Source organism: Rhodococcus sp. IEGM 1302, assembly GCF_030056935.1.
GTDB lineage: Bacteria > Actinomycetota > Actinomycetes > Mycobacteriales > Mycobacteriaceae > Rhodococcus_F > Rhodococcus_F qingshengii.
The window spans coordinates 162,949-178,525 of sequence record NZ_JASHKY010000005.1 but is presented as its reverse complement, the minus strand read 5'-3'; the positions used below and the strand labels follow the sequence as shown (position 1 = coordinate 178,525).

At 63.4% G+C, this 15,577-nt stretch carries 15 protein-coding genes; 6 read left to right on the top strand and 9 right to left on the bottom strand.

Annotated features, from left to right (window positions below):
- Positions 1 to 173 precede the first annotated feature (173 nt).
- Entirely contained in the window at positions 174 to 971 is a 798-nt protein-coding gene (locus tag QM609_RS11710; RefSeq protein WP_031332820.1) for a helix-turn-helix domain-containing protein, read from the top strand.
- A gap of 21 nt (positions 972 to 992) precedes the next feature.
- Here the strand turns inward: QM609_RS11710 and QM609_RS11705 are convergent, their stop codons facing one another.
- Positions 993 to 1,982 (bottom strand): iron-siderophore ABC transporter substrate-binding protein, encoded by a 990-nt coding sequence (locus QM609_RS11705; protein WP_076948567.1) that lies wholly within the window; start codon positions 1,980 to 1,982, stop codon positions 993 to 995.
- Positions 1,983 to 2,182: 200 nt separating this feature from the next.
- On the opposite strand from QM609_RS11705, the gene QM609_RS11700 reads away from it, so the two are divergent.
- Entirely contained in the window at positions 2,183 to 3,811 is a 1,629-nt protein-coding gene (locus tag QM609_RS11700) for an ABC transporter transmembrane domain-containing protein (protein ID WP_050656962.1), read from the top strand.
- On the top strand, positions 3,808 to 5,589 hold the full coding sequence (locus tag QM609_RS11695) for an ABC transporter ATP-binding protein (RefSeq protein ID WP_076948565.1): 1,782 nt from the start codon (positions 3,808 to 3,810) through the stop codon (positions 5,587 to 5,589). The genes QM609_RS11700 and QM609_RS11695 overlap by 4 nt, the downstream gene beginning before the upstream one ends.
- Before the next feature lie 34 nt (positions 5,590 to 5,623).
- On the opposite strand, the gene rlmB is transcribed toward QM609_RS11695, so the two are convergent.
- From rlmB to carD, 5 genes are read right to left on the bottom strand one after another with little or no spacing between them, the layout of a single operon-like run.
- Positions 5,624 to 6,595: a 23S rRNA (guanosine(2251)-2'-O)-methyltransferase RlmB gene (gene rlmB, locus QM609_RS11690; protein WP_003945749.1), complete on the bottom strand. Its 972-nt coding sequence runs from the start codon at positions 6,593 to 6,595 to the stop codon at positions 5,624 to 5,626.
- A gap of 2 nt (positions 6,596 to 6,597) precedes the next feature.
- Positions 6,598 to 7,992, bottom strand: a complete 1,395-nt coding sequence (cysS, locus tag QM609_RS11685; RefSeq protein ID WP_003945830.1) for a cysteine--tRNA ligase — start codon at positions 7,990 to 7,992, stop codon at positions 6,598 to 6,600.
- An 11-nt stretch (positions 7,993 to 8,003) separates the two neighbouring features.
- Complete coding sequence (gene ispF / locus QM609_RS11680; RefSeq protein ID WP_047269647.1) at positions 8,004 to 8,480, bottom strand: 2-C-methyl-D-erythritol 2,4-cyclodiphosphate synthase; 477 nt, start codon at positions 8,478 to 8,480, stop codon at positions 8,004 to 8,006.
- Positions 8,481 to 9,179 (bottom strand): 2-C-methyl-D-erythritol 4-phosphate cytidylyltransferase, encoded by a 699-nt coding sequence (gene ispD, locus QM609_RS11675; RefSeq protein WP_039972758.1) that lies wholly within the window; start codon positions 9,177 to 9,179, stop codon positions 8,481 to 8,483.
- A 22-nt stretch (positions 9,180 to 9,201) separates the two neighbouring features.
- Complete coding sequence (carD, locus tag QM609_RS11670; RefSeq protein WP_003945666.1) at positions 9,202 to 9,690, bottom strand: RNA polymerase-binding transcription factor CarD; 489 nt, start codon at positions 9,688 to 9,690, stop codon at positions 9,202 to 9,204.
- 265 nt (positions 9,691 to 9,955) lie between these two features.
- Between carD and QM609_RS11665 the strand changes: the two genes are divergently transcribed.
- Both QM609_RS11665 and radA read left to right on the top strand, forming a co-directional pair.
- Complete coding sequence (locus QM609_RS11665) at positions 9,956 to 10,591, top strand: copper chaperone PCu(A)C domain-containing protein (protein WP_007726888.1); 636 nt, start codon at positions 9,956 to 9,958, stop codon at positions 10,589 to 10,591.
- Positions 10,592 to 10,689: 98 nt separating this feature from the next.
- Positions 10,690 to 12,123: a DNA repair protein RadA gene (gene radA, locus QM609_RS11660; RefSeq protein ID WP_003945739.1), complete on the top strand. Its 1,434-nt coding sequence runs from the start codon at positions 10,690 to 10,692 to the stop codon at positions 12,121 to 12,123.
- 23 nt (positions 12,124 to 12,146) lie between these two features.
- Here the strand turns inward: radA and QM609_RS11655 are convergent, their stop codons facing one another.
- On the bottom strand, positions 12,147 to 12,707 hold the full coding sequence (locus QM609_RS11655) for a PaaI family thioesterase (protein WP_003945494.1): 561 nt from the start codon (positions 12,705 to 12,707) through the stop codon (positions 12,147 to 12,149).
- 96 nt (positions 12,708 to 12,803) lie between these two features.
- Here QM609_RS11655 and disA point away from each other — a divergent pair, with 96 nt between their 5' ends.
- Positions 12,804 to 13,889: a DNA integrity scanning diadenylate cyclase DisA gene (gene disA, locus QM609_RS11650; protein WP_024487741.1), complete on the top strand. Its 1,086-nt coding sequence runs from the start codon at positions 12,804 to 12,806 to the stop codon at positions 13,887 to 13,889.
- A 25-nt stretch (positions 13,890 to 13,914) separates the two neighbouring features.
- Here the strand turns inward: disA and QM609_RS11645 are convergent, their stop codons facing one another.
- Together QM609_RS11645 and QM609_RS11640 are read right to left on the bottom strand one after the other, a co-directional pair.
- Positions 13,915 to 14,658, bottom strand: a complete 744-nt coding sequence (locus QM609_RS11645; RefSeq protein WP_007726893.1) for a DUF4232 domain-containing protein — start codon at positions 14,656 to 14,658, stop codon at positions 13,915 to 13,917.
- A gap of 97 nt (positions 14,659 to 14,755) precedes the next feature.
- Complete coding sequence (locus tag QM609_RS11640; protein ID WP_003945421.1) at positions 14,756 to 15,394, bottom strand: carbonic anhydrase; 639 nt, start codon at positions 15,392 to 15,394, stop codon at positions 14,756 to 14,758.
- Positions 15,395 to 15,577: the final 183 nt, after the last annotated feature.

The following is a 15,577-nucleotide window of genomic DNA, read 5'->3' as shown; positions in this document are numbered from 1 at the left end:
GCTCCGCCTGCTCCACCTGTAAACACTCCGTCGGGGAATGTGTTCGAGGGTGGCATCGAGTCTTCGGACTCGGTGCCACCCTCGATCTTTTGTGGCGATCACACTCCGTCGCGCCTGCATCAAAGAACCAAATAGGAAAGCATTACCTAAGTCATTCGCGGTATGATCCACCGATGAGTTCCACAGGATTTCCGTACTGGGCTGTGCCGGCAGGCCGGTACGTTCCGCTCCCCTTCTCGATGACGACGTCCACCATCGGGCGTGATCAGAAGCGCGCGTGGCGTGAGATCCGCCATCCCGAACACGAACTCCTCTGGGGCGCTTCCGGCGAGATGAGCGCGTACATCGACGACGTTCGTTGGCAGATACCACCGACGGTCGGCATGTGGATTCCGGCTGGAACTCCACGGCGCATCACGCTCGGCGCATCCACCGAGGCTCGTTTCACCTATTTCCGGCCCGAGTCGTTCCCCCACCCGTGGACAAAACCCGCGATCATCGGCATCGACGACGTCGTCAAGACGATGCTCATCCATCTGCACCAGCGAAATATGCCTACCGAGGCTCGCTTGCGCGCCGAATCCGTAGTCTTCGACACGCTCGCGCCCATCGAGGCGGCTGATGTCGCAGTGCCGATGCCCGCCGATCCCCGGGCCCTCGCCGTTGCACGCCGCTTGATCGCCGACCCCGCCGATCAACGCGGGCTTGCCGATTGGGCCTATGTGGTCGGCGGAAGCCCCCGCACCCTGAGCCGTGTGTTCTCTCAAGGCACGGGGATGTCCTTCACCGAGTGGCGAATTCAAGTTCGCGTCCGCGCTGCGATGTCCTATCTCGCTGCGGGCGTTCCTGTTTCGACGGTAAGCCGTCGCGTCGGATACGAAACCCCCAGCGCCTTCACCAGCGTGTTCCGCAAGGTCACCGGACGCACACCGAAGAACTACTACTCGGACGCGTGCGAGTTGTCGGCCTAGCTGGTCAGTTTCATCAGCGGGTCAGAACCCGTTCATCTTCGAGACCAGTTCCGCGAAAGCATATTTGACGCTCAGCGACGTGGGTGAAGCCAAGGCCATCACTCGTGCCAGACCGAGCTGCTGAATCAGCCTGCCGTCCTTGACTGCCGGCAGGTCGGCAAACAACTTGTCCCCCATCAATCCGGGGAGCCCCTGCCCACTCGCGTCGTTGAGCACGATCACGTCCGCGTCCAGTTCGTTGTACTGTTCGCGCGATGCAGTCACCGACCCCTGGGTGTCGCCGCACAGCTCTGCGCTTCCGGCCGACTGCTTCAGTCCGAGCTGGGACATCAGGATGACTCGGCCGTCGTCAGCGCAGTAATTGGTGAGGCCGTCGATGTTTCCCGAGAGGAAGGTCAAGGTTTTCCCGTTCAGATTCGGGGATCCGGCAGCCAGGTCGGCTATGGAATCGTCAGTTTCCTCGATCAGCTCGGCAGCCCGCTTCGGTTGGCCGAGTACTGATCCGATGGTCGACAACTGTTCCTGCCACGTGGTCGCCCATGCGGTCTCCTTGAACGGAATGGTGGGTGCGATCTGGGAAAGACGTGCATAGTCGTCTTCGGTGATTCCCGAGACCACTGCGATGATCACGTCCGGCTCCAACGCCAGGATCTGCTCGAACGGCACACCGGACGCGCTGTCGAGCAACGTGGGTTCGACATCGCCCAACAATTCTTCGTCCCACGGCAGGATGCCGTTCTCCAAGCCTGCCCCACTGAACGACTCCATGGCGACGGGTGTCTTGCCCAGTGCGAGGACCGAATCCTGGCTGTTCCAGCCGATCGTCACGATCCGCTGAGGTTCGGTCTCGATGGTGGTCGACCCGTACGCGTGATCAACGGTGACCGGCAGCGCGCCGGCCTCGGCCAACTGCGTCGTGCCCTCCGACGCTGTTGACTCGGTGCTGCTCTGGCAGCCTGCGAGCAGGGCAATCGCGGCCAACGCAGCCACTATTCGGGTAGTGCTCTTCATCTTCTGTCAGCTCTCTTCGCAAACGTACTTTGTTTCGACCAGCCAGGTATATCGAGACCCGATCCCGGTAATGGGGTGTCGATACTCCATCTGTCCGCTGCCGCGTAGCCCTTGGCATCTGCGAGCACTTTCCGCACTCGCACCGGCTTTACCGTAGAACTGCACAACGAGTGTTCAGATCTGGGCGAGGAGTTTCACGAGTGTCAGCGCTGCCCGAAACTCGTTCCGGTCCGATGGAGATGATCCGAGTCGGATCATTCTCCGCCGGACGCGGCCCGCGACTGGTTGCAGCCGTCACCGGGCAGGCGTCGTATCAGGTAGCTCAAGCCCTCATCCCGGTGCTGATCGGCACCGTCGTCGACCGGGCAATCGGAAAGTCCGACAGCACAGCACTTCTCGTGTGGCTTGCGGTGCTGTGTGCTCTGTTCGTGGGACTCGCTCTGTCGTGGCGCATCGCAGTTCGCCTGAACACGCAGGTCTTCGTCTACGGCGAACACGACCTACGACTGAATGCTGCCAGACGAATACTCGATGCCAGGGGGATGAAAGCTCAGCGTTCGACCGGTGAGGTTCTCACCATCTCTACCTCGGATGCCTCACACGTCTCGGGCTTCTCCTGGGTTGTCGCCGAACAGGGCTCGGCATTTGCGGGGCTCGCCGCGGCAGTGATTTCGCTTGCCTTCGTCTCGTGGCCGCTCGCACTGATCGTCGTACTCATCACCGCTGCGCAGCTCATATTCATCCACAAGATCAGCGGTCCGTTGGACGAGCGCGTGTATGCAGAGCAGAAGAAGGCAGCCGAGGCAGGCATGCTTGCAACGGATTTCACGCTGGGACTGCGGGTACTGAAGGGTTTCGGGGCTGAACCCACCGCCCTGTCGCGATACGTCAACGCGAGCCGGGAGTCGATGAAGGCAGCGATCCGGACGGTCAGAGCAATGTCCAGCCTGACCGCGCTCAATTCCGGGGTCTCCGCGTTGGTGCTGGCTTCGGTTGCGCTTGGAGCCGCGTGGATGGCGCATCAAGGCACGATCACCGTGGGCAACTTCGTCACCGTTGTCGGCTTGAGCAGAGTGATTGCCGGTCCGATGGAAACGCTGGGGTTCTTCGGTGCCGAACTCGCTGCCAAGCGAGGTTCCGCGCGCAGACTTTCCGAACTGTTGGCCGAGCCACACCTGATCGAATCGCTGGCCGCCACGGCCACGACCGAACCTGCCAGAAGTGGAGACGCCCTATTGATTTCGGCGGACAACGGAACTGTCGTCTCAGCTCGACGCGGAGAAGTGGTGGGCGTGCGCGCTGACGATTCCGCCGACCGACTGGCACGACAACTCGCCTATCAGACCCCGCTCGCCCCCGACTCTTACTTCGTATTCGGCACCGATGCAACCGACCTCGGCCCGGACGGAGTTCGTGATCAGGTGTTCGTCTCCGCCCATGAAGGAACCGTGTTCACCGGCACCGTCTTCGACAATCTGGCTGCACCGAACGTCGACTCGTCGGCAATGACGTCATCTGCGCTCGACGACGTGTTGACGCATCTGCCCGACGGCCACCTCTCCGAGGTAGGCGAGCAAGGAAAGAAACTCTCCGGAGGTCAACGCCAACGCCTTCTCCTCGCCCGCGCTCTCCATCAACCCCAGCCGATCCTGGTCCTCCACGAACCCACCACTTCCGTGGACTCTGTCACCGAGCATCGAATTGCACACTCGCTGAGAAACTTCCCCGACAAGGCCATTCTGGTGATCACCTCGAGCCCGACCCTGCTCCATTCGTGTGACCGTGTCGTCACGATCGACCACGGCGTTCGGGAGGGAGAGTCGCTGTGACCGATACCCTTCCGGATGCATCTGCTGTTCCGGTTGCATCTGCCCTGCCGATCGCGTCGACCAAGCAGACCGTCCGCGCATTGATCGCACTGCTTCGGCCACGCAAGCGAGCGCTCGCACTCACGACCGTCGTGCTTCTCTCTGCTACGGCCTGCGGCCTGTCCACCCCGGCACTGCTCGGACTCATGGTCGATGCGGTCACGGAGGGCAAACCGTTTGCCTCACTCCTGCGTATCACCGCGTTCATGCTCGGCGCAGCGGCAGCAGGGGTTGCGCTGACCTGGTGGAGCACACAGCTTCTGGCGAACGTCGCGCAGAACGTGCTGGCCGATCTTCGTGAGGACGTGTTCGCCGCCACCCTCGCGCAGCCGTCGTCACTGGTCGAGGATGCCGGAACCGGTGATCTGATTTCCCGGGTCTCGGGCGACGTCGAAGCGGTAAACACCGTCATCGCGCGAGTACTACCCGCCACCGTGTCTGCCCTGTTCATGATTTCACTGACGCTTGTCGGTGTGGGAGTGATCGATTGGCGCTTCACCGTGGCAATCGTTGCCGTTGCGCCGATTCACTATTTCGCTCTTCGTCATTTCCTCCGACGCTCCGGACCCGTCTACCGACGCTCTCGCGCTGCGCAGGCCAGGCGGGGACAACAGCTCATCGAAACTCTCGGAGGCGCAGGCACTGTCACTGCCCTGCGGCGAACAGACGAGCACATCGACCGAATCGCCGAGACCTCCGAGCATGCCATCAGCTTCGACATGCAGGTAGTTCGCCTGCGCACCAACTTCTTCGCCCAACTCAACGGCGCCGAACTGCTCGGACTGGCCGCCGTCCTGAGCGTCGGCTACTGGCTCGTGACCACAGGCTCGGTGTCCATCGGGGCCGCTACCGCCGCCGCCCTCTACTTCCACAGTCTGTTCAGCCCCATCGCGGTATTTCTCTCGAACATCGACGAATTGCAGGATGCGGGTGCCAGCCTGGCTCGCCTGATCGGAGTCACCGCGATGCCCGGGCGGCCCACGAGCATTCCTGCCTCGGCTCGGTCCGAACCCATCGGCGTCGAGGTGGACCGGGTTTCCTACTCGTACGACAACTCCACCCCGGTGATCGATTCGATCTCGATCTCGATCGCACCGGGGGAACGAATCGCCGTCGTCGGAAGCAGCGGCGCCGGAAAGACCACGCTCGCCAAACTGATTGCCGGCATCATTCCCGTCGGGGACGGGCGAATCACCGTCGACGGCAAACTGATTGACGACCTGAGTGATGCCGAACTTCGGCACGAAGTCGTCCTCGTCAGCCAGGAAGTTCACGTGTTCGTCGGGACGATCGCCGACGATCTCCGGTTGTGTGCACCAGATTCGGACGATGCGAAGATCGCCGAAGCCGTCGACACGATGAAAGCTCAATGGATTCATGAACTTCCGGACGGACTCGAGACCAGGGTCGGGGCCGGTGGGTACCAGTTGACGGCGGCGCAGGCACAGCACATAGCCCTCGTCCGACTGGCTCTGCTCGATCCTCCCGTCGTCATCCTCGACGAGGCGACTGCCGAAGCCGGAACCACCGCAGCCGGTCTACTCGATCAGGCAGCCGAGCTCGCAGTCACCGGCCGGACCGCCGTGGTGATCGCACACCGGCTGAGCCAAGCAGTCCGCGCCGATCGCATACTCGTCATGAGCGGTGGCCGCGTAGTCGAGAGCGGGACACATGACGAACTGATCGGCGCGGACGGTTCCTACGCTGCACTGTGGGAAGCCTGGTCGGTACGGAGCTAGAACCCCGCCAGACTCACCCGAAAGCCGTTACAACTCAGCTGCTACGACGCCTGCGGGCGATGTCCGCCAGGACGACTCCGGCGGCAACCGAGGCGTTGAGCGACTCGACCGGACCGGCCATCGGAATCGACAGGATCGCGTCGCAGTTCTCGCGGACGAGGCGCGAAAGGCCCTTGCCCTCGGAACCGACCACGATCACAACGGGACCGCTGCCGTCGAAATCGTCGAGAGTGGTGTCGCCCTCGGCGTCGAGACCGACGACCTGAACACCCTTCGATGCCCAGTCCTTGAGCGTGCGGGTGAGGTTGGTTGCCCGAGCAATCGGCAAACGAGCGGCAGCGCCGGCGCTGGTGCGCCAAGCGACAGCACTCACGCTCGCGCTACGACGCTCCGGAATCACGACGCCGTGTCCACCGAAAGCTGCGACCGAGCGCACGACGGCACCCAGGTTGCGGGGATCGGTGATGTTGTCCAGCGCGACGAGCAGCGGCGGCTCGGCATGCTTGCGTGCCTCCGAGAGAAGATCGTCCGGGTGCGCGTAGCGGTACGGCGGAACCTGCAGGGCGATGCCCTGGTGAAGACCGTTGGCGCTGAGGCGATCCAGATCGGTGCGGGGGACCTCGAGGATCGAGATGCCGGCATCCGCAGCGAGCTGAACGGATTCCTTCAGTCGATCGTCGCTCTCGGTGCCGACGGCGACCCACAGTGCAGTCGCCGGAACGCCGGCGCGTAGGCACTCGACCACCGGGTTGCGTCCGAGCACTGTCTCGGGACCGTCGAGAACCTTGCGGCCCGGACCCGGACGGCCACCGCGGCCCTGCTTCTCGTCGGCACGTGCGGCGCGCGCTGCACGCTTTGCCGCGGGATGCTTGGTGCGTGCCTCGGCGGGCGGCGTAGCGCCACGCCCTTCGAGACCGCGACGGTGCTTACCGCCGGAACCGGCAACCTGGCCCTTCTTGGTGCCGCCCTTACGGACTGCGCCGCGCCTGCTCGAGTTTCCAGCCATTGTTACTGCCCTGCCTTAAGGGACCATTCGGGTCCGTCGGGAGTATCGGTTACTTCGATACCCGCCTTGATGAGGCGATCGCGGACCTCGTCCGCCACCGCCCAGTTCTTTTCCGTACGTGCCTGCTGCCGACGATCGAGATCGGCCCGCACCAACACGTCCAAAGCTTCCATTGCCGTCTCGGTGTCGCCACCGGACTGCGTCCAATGCTCGTCGAGTGGGTCGACGCCCAGGATCGCGAGCATGGCCCGCACCTGGCCGGCAGCCACCCGAGCCGCGTCGAGATCACCGGCAGCGAGCGCGGAATTACCCTCGCTCGCCTTGCCGTGAATCTCGGCCAACGCGATCGGCACCGACAAGTCGTTGTCGAGAGCCGCCGCGAAACCTTCGGTCCACGTACCGAGTTCGACGCCGCCCGCACGCTTGTGTGTGCGCAGGACGAACGACTCGAGCCCCTGGTAGGACTTCGCACTTTCGTCCAACGCCTCGTCCGAGTACTCGAGATTGGAACGGTAGTGCGCACTACCGAGGTAGTACCGAAGTTCTTGCGGACGAACCTTCTTGAGCACGTTCGGCACCGAGAGAACGTTGCCCAACGACTTGGACATCTTCTCGCCACTCATCGTGACCCAGCCGTTGTGCAACCAGTACTGAGCGAAATCGTCGCCGGCGCACTTGGCCTGCGCAATTTCGTTCTCGTGGTGCGGGAAGACGAGATCGCGTCCACCACAATGGATGTCGAATGCCGCCCCGAGATAGAACTCCGCCATGGCCGAGCACTCGAGGTGCCAGCCCGGACGGCCGGGTCCCCACGGTGTCGGCCACGAGGGCTCACCGGGCTTGACGGCCTTCCAGAGGGTGAAGTCGCGAGGATCGCGCTTGCCCTCGGCCGCACTCTCGCCCTGATGAACGTCGTCGAGTTTGTGGCCGGACAGTGCGCCGTACTCGGGGTAGCTCTGCACGTCGAAGTAGACGTCGCCGCCCGCCGCGTACGCGTGGCCGTTCTCGATCAGGCGTTCCATCATCTCGACCATCTGCGTCACGTGACCGGTGGCCCGCGGCTCGATGGACGGCGGCAGCACACCCAGTTGGTCGTAGGCCCACGTGAACGACCGCTCGAACGTCGCCGCCCACTCCCACCAAGGTCGACCGGCGCCGGCGGCCTTGTTGAGAATCTTGTCGTCGATGTCCGTCACGTTGCGCACGAAGGCAACGTCGTTGCCGTGCGCCAACAGCCAGCGTCGCAGCACGTCGAAAGCGACGCCGCTACGAACGTGTCCGATGTGAGGATCGCCCTGAACTGTCGCCCCACACAGGTACACCGATGCATGTCCGGGGGCCAACGGAACAAAATCCCGAAGGGCCCGCGTACCGGTGTCGTATAGGCGCAGGGTCACGACCAGCGATCTTACCTGTCGTGTTCGGTTGTCATGACCAACGCGGTGGCCATGGCGGCGATCCCCTCGCCGCGACCGGTCAAGCCGAGGCCGTCCGTGGTGGTCGCGGACACCGAAACAGGCGCGCCGAGAATGTCCGAGAGCACCTTCTGTGCCTCGTCGCGACGTGGCCCGATCTTCGGACGGTTGCCGATGACCTGCACCGCGGCGTTGCCGACGGCGAACTGGTTCTCTTCGAGCAGTCGGCGAACCTCGGCAAGCATTCGAGCGCCGCTCACGCCGTCCCATTCGGGCCTGCCGGTGCCGAAAACCGAACCGAGGTCACCGAGGCCCGCCGCAGAGAGCAACGCGTCACACAGCGCGTGGACGGCGACATCGCCGTCCGAATGGCCCGAGCACCCGTCTGCTTCCTCGAACAGCAACCCGGCCATCCAGCAAGGACGACCGACCTCGATGGGATGAACATCCGTGCCGAGACCGACGCGCATCTAATTTCCGTCCTGTGAATCCGCACTCAACGCTGTCTCCGAGCTCAGGAGCGCCCGTGCAAGGACCAGGTCGAGCGGAGTGGTGATCTTGAAGGCGAGAGCGTCGCCGGGAATCGTCTGCACCGAAACACCGAGACGCTCGACCAGAGCGGCGTCGTCGGTCGCGGCGACGTCACCGGCGTCGTACGCACTGCGCAGGACGTCGGTGGAGAATCCTTGGGGAGTTTGAACCGCACGCAACTCCGAACGCAGAGGCGTACCGGTGACTGCGCCGAGTACGTCGACCGACTTGATCGTGTCGGTAACCGGAAGTACCGGGATGACAGCGGAGCTGCCGGCTCGGAGAGTTCCGACGACGCGCGCGATCAACGCCGGCGGTGTCAATGCCCGTGCGGCATCGTGCACGAGTACAAAATCTGCGTCGCCGGCAGCGCTGAGGCCGGCTCGAACCGAATCGGTTCTTTCGGCACCACCGCCGACGACGTCGACGTCCGCTGCACGACCGAGGTCGGCTACGACGGATTCGACCAGTTCAGGCGGCACAATGACAACAACGCGGTCGATCGCTCCGGATTTCCGGAGTCCATCGACCGCGCGTGCAAGCATGGTGCACCCACCGAGTTCGACAAATGCCTTGGGCAATTTCTCGCCCAATCGCACTCCCCGACCTGCGGCAGGTACCAGGGCTACTACTGCCACTGTCAGCTTTGTTGTGTTGCAGTCAGGACGCGGCCGCGAGGACCTCGTCGAGAATGGTCTCTGCCTTCTCGGTGTCAGTGCCCTCGGCGAGCGCGAGCTCTCCGACGAGAATCTGACGAGCCTTGGCGAGCATGCGCTTCTCACCAGCGGAAAGTCCGCGGTCCTGCTCACGACGCCACAGGTCACGAACAACTTCTGCAACCTTGTTCACGTCACCTGAGGCAAGCTTCTCGAGATTTGCCTTGTATCGACGAGACCAGTTGGTGGGCTCTTCGGTGTGCGGTGCTCGCAGAACCTGGAAAACCTTGTCGAGGCCTTCTTGGCCGACCACGTCACGAACTCCGACGTACTCTGCGTTGTCTGCAGGAACCCGTACTGTGAGATCGCCTTGAGCGACCTTCAGAACCAGGTACTCCTTCTGCTCACCCTTGATGGTGCGGGTTTCGATAGCTTCGATCAGCGCCGCACCGTGATGGGGGTATACGACGGTGTCTCCGACCTTGAAAATCATGTGTCCCGTGCCCCTTTCGATTCCACTAGTTTAACACGTGAAAGAACCGACCACTCATCAACTATGCAGGTCAGGGGCATCCTTGCTCGAGCGTAGGGGTTGACAGGGCTTGTTGTACGTGCATTCAACTGGTCTGGAGCACCCCTGCGTAACGGACTGAAAGCCCACGCAGACAACCGTTGTGGCGACCCGACGGCCAGCCCGCGGGACCTTATCTACTACTCTGCCTAGTGGAGTGCGAACCTGACGCCGTGGAGGACAAATCGTGACTGCTATCCGTAAGCCGACTCGTCGAGTCGCTACCGCCATTGCACTGGCTGCAGGCGCAGCCATCGCGCTGTCCGCTTGCGGTTCCGGACAGGTGAGCCAGACCGCCGTCCAGCAGGCCGCCGTGAACGGCAACAGCGCCGACCTCGGTGAGATCGCACTGCGCAACGTGCACATCGCTTACCCCTCGTCCGAGGAGTACAGCATCGAGCCGGGCGGCAACGCCGTGCTCGCGTTCACCGTCGTGAACGACAGCGCCGAGACCACGGACAAGCTCGTCAGCATCACCACCGATTACGCAGCACGCGTCATCGCAGGTGAAGAGGTAGGTGGCTTGACGATCAAGCCGCAGACGTCGCTGCAGGCCGGTCAGTTGCCCGCAGGCGAAGGCGCCGCGACCGAGGCCGAGACCCAGATCAAGAACAACGAAGAGAACGACGACGCACCCGCTGCGCTCTCTCTCGTCGTTCTGCAGGACATCAAGGCAGGCGTTCGCCCCGGCTTGACCGTCCCGATCACCTTCAAGTTCGAGAAGGCCGGATCGGTCACCGTCGACGTACCTGTCGACGCCGGCCCGCAGCTCGAGCGCAACGAGTCGGACAAGTCGCCCGACGTTGCAGAAGCTGGGCACTGAGCCTCGAATTATCAAGGCGCACAATGCGCCTCGCAGAACAACTTCAAAATCACACTAGAGGCGGGGTCCATGTCGGACCCCGCCTCTAGTCTGTCCCGGTGGCCAAAGTGAAATCGAACTACCGCTGCTCCGAATGCCAGTCGGTAGTGCCCAAGTGGGTCGGTAGATGTCCGGACTGCGATTCGTGGGGCTCGATGACCGAGGTCGCCGTAGTGGCACCCGTCGCCAGTCGCGCCGGCGCCTCACTCGCCAAAGCAGGATCAAGCGCCGTGCTGCCTACGACGCCGGCCACGCCGCTGACACAGATCGACAGCACCTCGACGCAGGCCAAACCCACGGGGATCGGTGAGTTGGACCGCGTCCTCGGCGGTGGCGTCGTACCGGGTTCGGTGGTGCTGCTCGCGGGCGAGCCCGGCGTCGGAAAATCGACGCTACTTCTCGAGGTCGTCTACCGCTGGGCGATGCGCAGCGCGGATGATCGAGCGTTGTACGTCACGGGCGAGGAGTCTGCCGGTCAGGTTCGACTTCGGGCAGATCGCACCAACTCTGTCCACGAACGGATGTATCTGGCGGCCGAATCCGATCTCGCGACCATCCTCGGCCACATCGAGCAGGTCAAACCGACACTGGTCATCGTCGACTCGGTGCAGACCATGCTTGCTGCCGACGTCGACGGGGTCGTCGGCGGCGTGACTCAGGTCAAGGCCGTCACCAGCGCCCTGACCTCCCTGGCCAAGGCCAGTGGAATCCCGGTGCTTCTGATCGGCCACGTCACCAAGGACGGCGCCGTCGCCGGTCCGCGCTCGCTCGAGCATCTCGTGGACGTGGTTCTGCACTTCGAAGGTGACAAGCACTCCACCCTGCGCATGGTCCGCGGCGTGAAGAACAGATTCGGTGCGGCCGACGAGGTCGGATGCTTCGAGCTGAGCGAGCAGGGCATCAACGAGATCAGCGATCCGTCCGGCCTGTTCCTGCATCACCGTGAAGAAGCTGTGGAAGGCACTGCCGTCACCGTGATGATGGACGGTAAGCGACCTCTACTCGGTGAAGTTCAGGCGCTCGTCGCCGCCACGCCGCTACCGACACCTCGCCGAGCCGTCAGCGGGCTCGACACCGCCCGTGTGGCCATGGTTCTGGCCGTGTTGGAACGCCGCGTCGGAGTGTCGATCTCGAAGGCCGACGTCTACGCCGCGACCGTCGGCGGTATGCGGATGACCGAGCCGGGTGCCGATCTGGCTCTCGCCATTGCGGTCGCTTCCGCCGTGAAAGCCAAACCCGTCCCCAAGGGGCTCGTCATCCTCGGCGAGGTCGGACTCGCCGGGGAGGTTCGACGGGTTGCCGGGGTGAACCGACGGCTGATCGAAGCTGCCCGACTGGGATTCACCAGCGCCATCGTGCCGGTCGATTCCGGCCCGAACATTCCCGGCATGCGCGTCAACGAAGTAGCGAATCTGGCCGAGGCACTGGCCTACGCCGGATTGATGGGCGGCAAACAAGCCCCGTCTCGCCCCAAGCTCACGCCGGTGAAGTGATCGTCCCTCGGCCGACTACCTCGTCAGACCGACGAGGTGCCGAACGGGGACGTCGGTTCGCCGTCCACGAACTCCTTGGTCTTGGCGAAGTGTTCCGAGGTGATGGTCAGGAACAGTCCCCGGGAGGTTCCCACCACCGTGTCCGGATCCGCTGTCGGACCTTCGACGATCACCGCTTCTGCACTGGTGTAGACCTTGCGGCGTACAACGCCGTCGATGCGAGCCCGGAATTCGAGCACCGATCCCAACGGGATCGGCCGGGCGAAGTCGATCTCGAGGTGCCCGGTCACCACCGGCGAGCCGAGAGCCATACATGCCATACCTTGAGCCTCGTCGAATGCCGTCGACAGAATGCCGCCGTGAATGACACCTGGACCGCCCTGATACTTCTTGGCGACCTCCAGACGACCGGTCACTTCCAGTCCGTTACCAGCCCTGAAACTCATCGCCATTCCCGCAGGCTGGTCGTCGCCGCAGCCGAAGCATTTCGACCAGTGCTGAGGCAGCTTCTCGCCGGCGGCCGGAAAGAATTCGACCGGCTCCGGGACAGTCAGGTCATCAGGCAGGGTCCAGGTACTACTCATGGATAGGTAATCTAAACGGGGATCCGTCCGGCGCAGGCATCGGACCCGACCGAAGTGACATCGACCTCAGCAGGGAGTTTCTCAATGATCAGTGCGATGGCGGACACACAGTCGTCGTCGGCATTGCGAGAGACCATCGCCAGGTTGGCGCCGGGTACCGCTTTGCGAGACGGGCTCGAACGAATTCTGCGCGGCCGTACCGGCGCGCTGATCGTCCTCGGATACGACGAGGAAATGGAAGCGCTGTGTGACGGCGGATTCAACCTCGACGTGGAGTTCGCACCGACCCGATTGCGTGAGCTGTCGAAGATGGACGGCGCGGTTGTCCTCTCGACGGACGGCACACGCATCGTGCGTGCCAACGTCCAGCTGGTTCCCGATCACAAGATTCCCACCGTCGAATCCGGCACGAGGCACCGCGCTGCCGAGCGCACGGCAATTCAGACCGGCTATCCCGTGGTCTCGGTCAGTCAGTCGATGTCGATCGTCAGTGTGTACGTCGGCGGCATCCGGCACGTCATCGACGGCTCGGCCACCATACTTTCGCGCGCCAACCAGGCCGTCGCGACGCTCGAACGATACAAAGCGCGACTCGACGAAGTGACACGGCAACTGTCGGTCGTCGAGATCGAGGATTTCGTGACTCTGCGCGACGCGTTGACCGTCGTACAGCGCCTCGAAATGGTTCGCCGCGTGTCGATCGAAATCGAACAGGATGTCCTCGAACTCGGCACCGACGGTCGCCAGTTGGCACTGCAGCTCGAAGAACTGGTCGGCGACAACGACATTGCACGTCAACTCATCGTTCGGGACTATCTTGCCGGTCCCGAACCCATCGGCACCGCGGCGATGGACAACGTCCTCGTCGCACTCGATCGCGTCACCGACGCCGATCTACTCGATCTCACGACTCTTGCGCGTGTTCTCGGTTATCCGGGCACGATCGAAGCCCTCGACACTCCGATGACTCCTCGCGGATATCGCGTGCTGATGCGTGTACCTCGATTGCAGTTCCATCAGATCCACCGGTTGGTCGGATCCTTCGGCACTCTCCAGTCGCTGCTGGCCGCTACGGCTGCCGATCTGCAGTCGGTCGAGGGCATCGGCGGGCTGTGGGCTCGTCACATCCGTGAGGGACTTTCCCGGCTCGCGGAGACGTCGATCACCGGATCCTTCAACTAGCGGGCCTGTTCGGGCTTGCCCGCGCTCATGCGATGTTGAACGGCTCCGGGGAGCTTCGCAGTGCACCGAGCTGCCCGACAACCGTGTAAGCGCCTGCGCCCACCGGATTGCGCTCGGGGTTCTGCGCGGTCGCGCACTCGGGGGTCGACGTCGTGGCCGACCAGGCGACCTTGAACGCAGCTTGCTCGCCGGGCGCGAGATTGCGTACGTCGGCTGCGGGCTGTGGGTAGCAGTCGACGTTGGACCACAACCGGGTCTTGCCGTCGATGCTGTAGACGAGCACCTGCTGAAGGCCGCCCGCCAGATCTCGATCACAGGGTGCCGAACCGATGTTGGTGATGACGATCGTGAACGACGGCTCTTCGCCGGGAGCGAAGGTCGCCTTGTCTGCGGTGGCCTTGACTGCCAGCGACGAGTCGGCGCACTGACCGGCCGGGACCGGAGCCCCGGTGGTCGACGAAGAGGAAGAAGACGAAGACGATCCCGAAGCCTGCGTGCCCGAGCCACCTGATCCACCGGCAGCGCCGCCACCCGAGCCACCGCCACCGTCCGGCGCGTTGGAGCCGGAAGGGTTGGGGGTGAAGGAGACGTCCGTCGTCAGCGAGGAACTCGCAGCGGCCGAATCGGCCTCCGGGGTATCACTTCCACCGCCGAAGAGGGCGGATGCCGCCCAGATGATCAACGCCAGTGCAATGACGGCGGCACCAATGGCCAGCGCCCGGCGACGCCAGTAGATCTCGGGGGGCAGTGGTCCATTAGGTTCCAACACGGACTCAACGGTAGTTGGCGCAGGGTCCACTAACCGTCAGCTGAGGCGGCGTGTCGGTACCCATTGTCTGCTGCCAGGTACCACTGCCCCGGAAGATCTAACCCTCGACGGTCTCGACGCTCTCGCCGATGTCGCCGACCGCGCCCTGAACTCGCATGTGACCGTCGGACAACGTGTACGTGACGCCGACGATCGCGCACGCACCCTTGTCCACCTTGTCGGCGATGATCCGCGACCTCTGCATGATCAGCGAGCCGGTCTCCACGACGTGACGGCCTTCGAGTTCGTCCACGGTGGACAAGCCCTCGTTGCGGCCCATCAGGATGGACGGAGCAACACGCTCGACCACACTGCGGATGAATCCGTCGGGAACTGCGCCCTCGTCCAGGGCGTCGAGCGTTGCCTTCACGGCACCGCAACCGTCGTGCCCGAGGACGACGATGAGCGGCACGTTGAGCACGTGAACCGCGTACTCGATGGAACCGAGCACCGAATCGTCGAGCACGTGACCTGCAGTGCGCACGACGAACATGTCGCCGAGACCCTGGTCGAAGATGATCTCGGCGGCTACGCGCGAATCACCGCAACCGAACAGCACCGCTGTGGGGTGCTGCCCATCGACGAGTTTCGCGCGGTCCGCGATTCCCTGGCTGGGGTGAATGGACGCGTCGTTGACAAATCGCTCGTTGCCTTCGCGAAGGGACTTCCAAGCGGAAATGGGGCTTGATCGTGGCATTCACTCATTGTGCACCCGCCGCATTTCGGGCTCTCGCCGGGAAGGTTGCGTGGACGCAAACGAAAGTTCCGCGTCGACATTCGCGCCCGGTGATGAAGTGGCCGAAATGGAACTTACTTCAGAGTCAGTTTCCTGATACCGTCTCCGAACGTGACCTGGAGCACTTCGAGCTCCCGAGTGTGA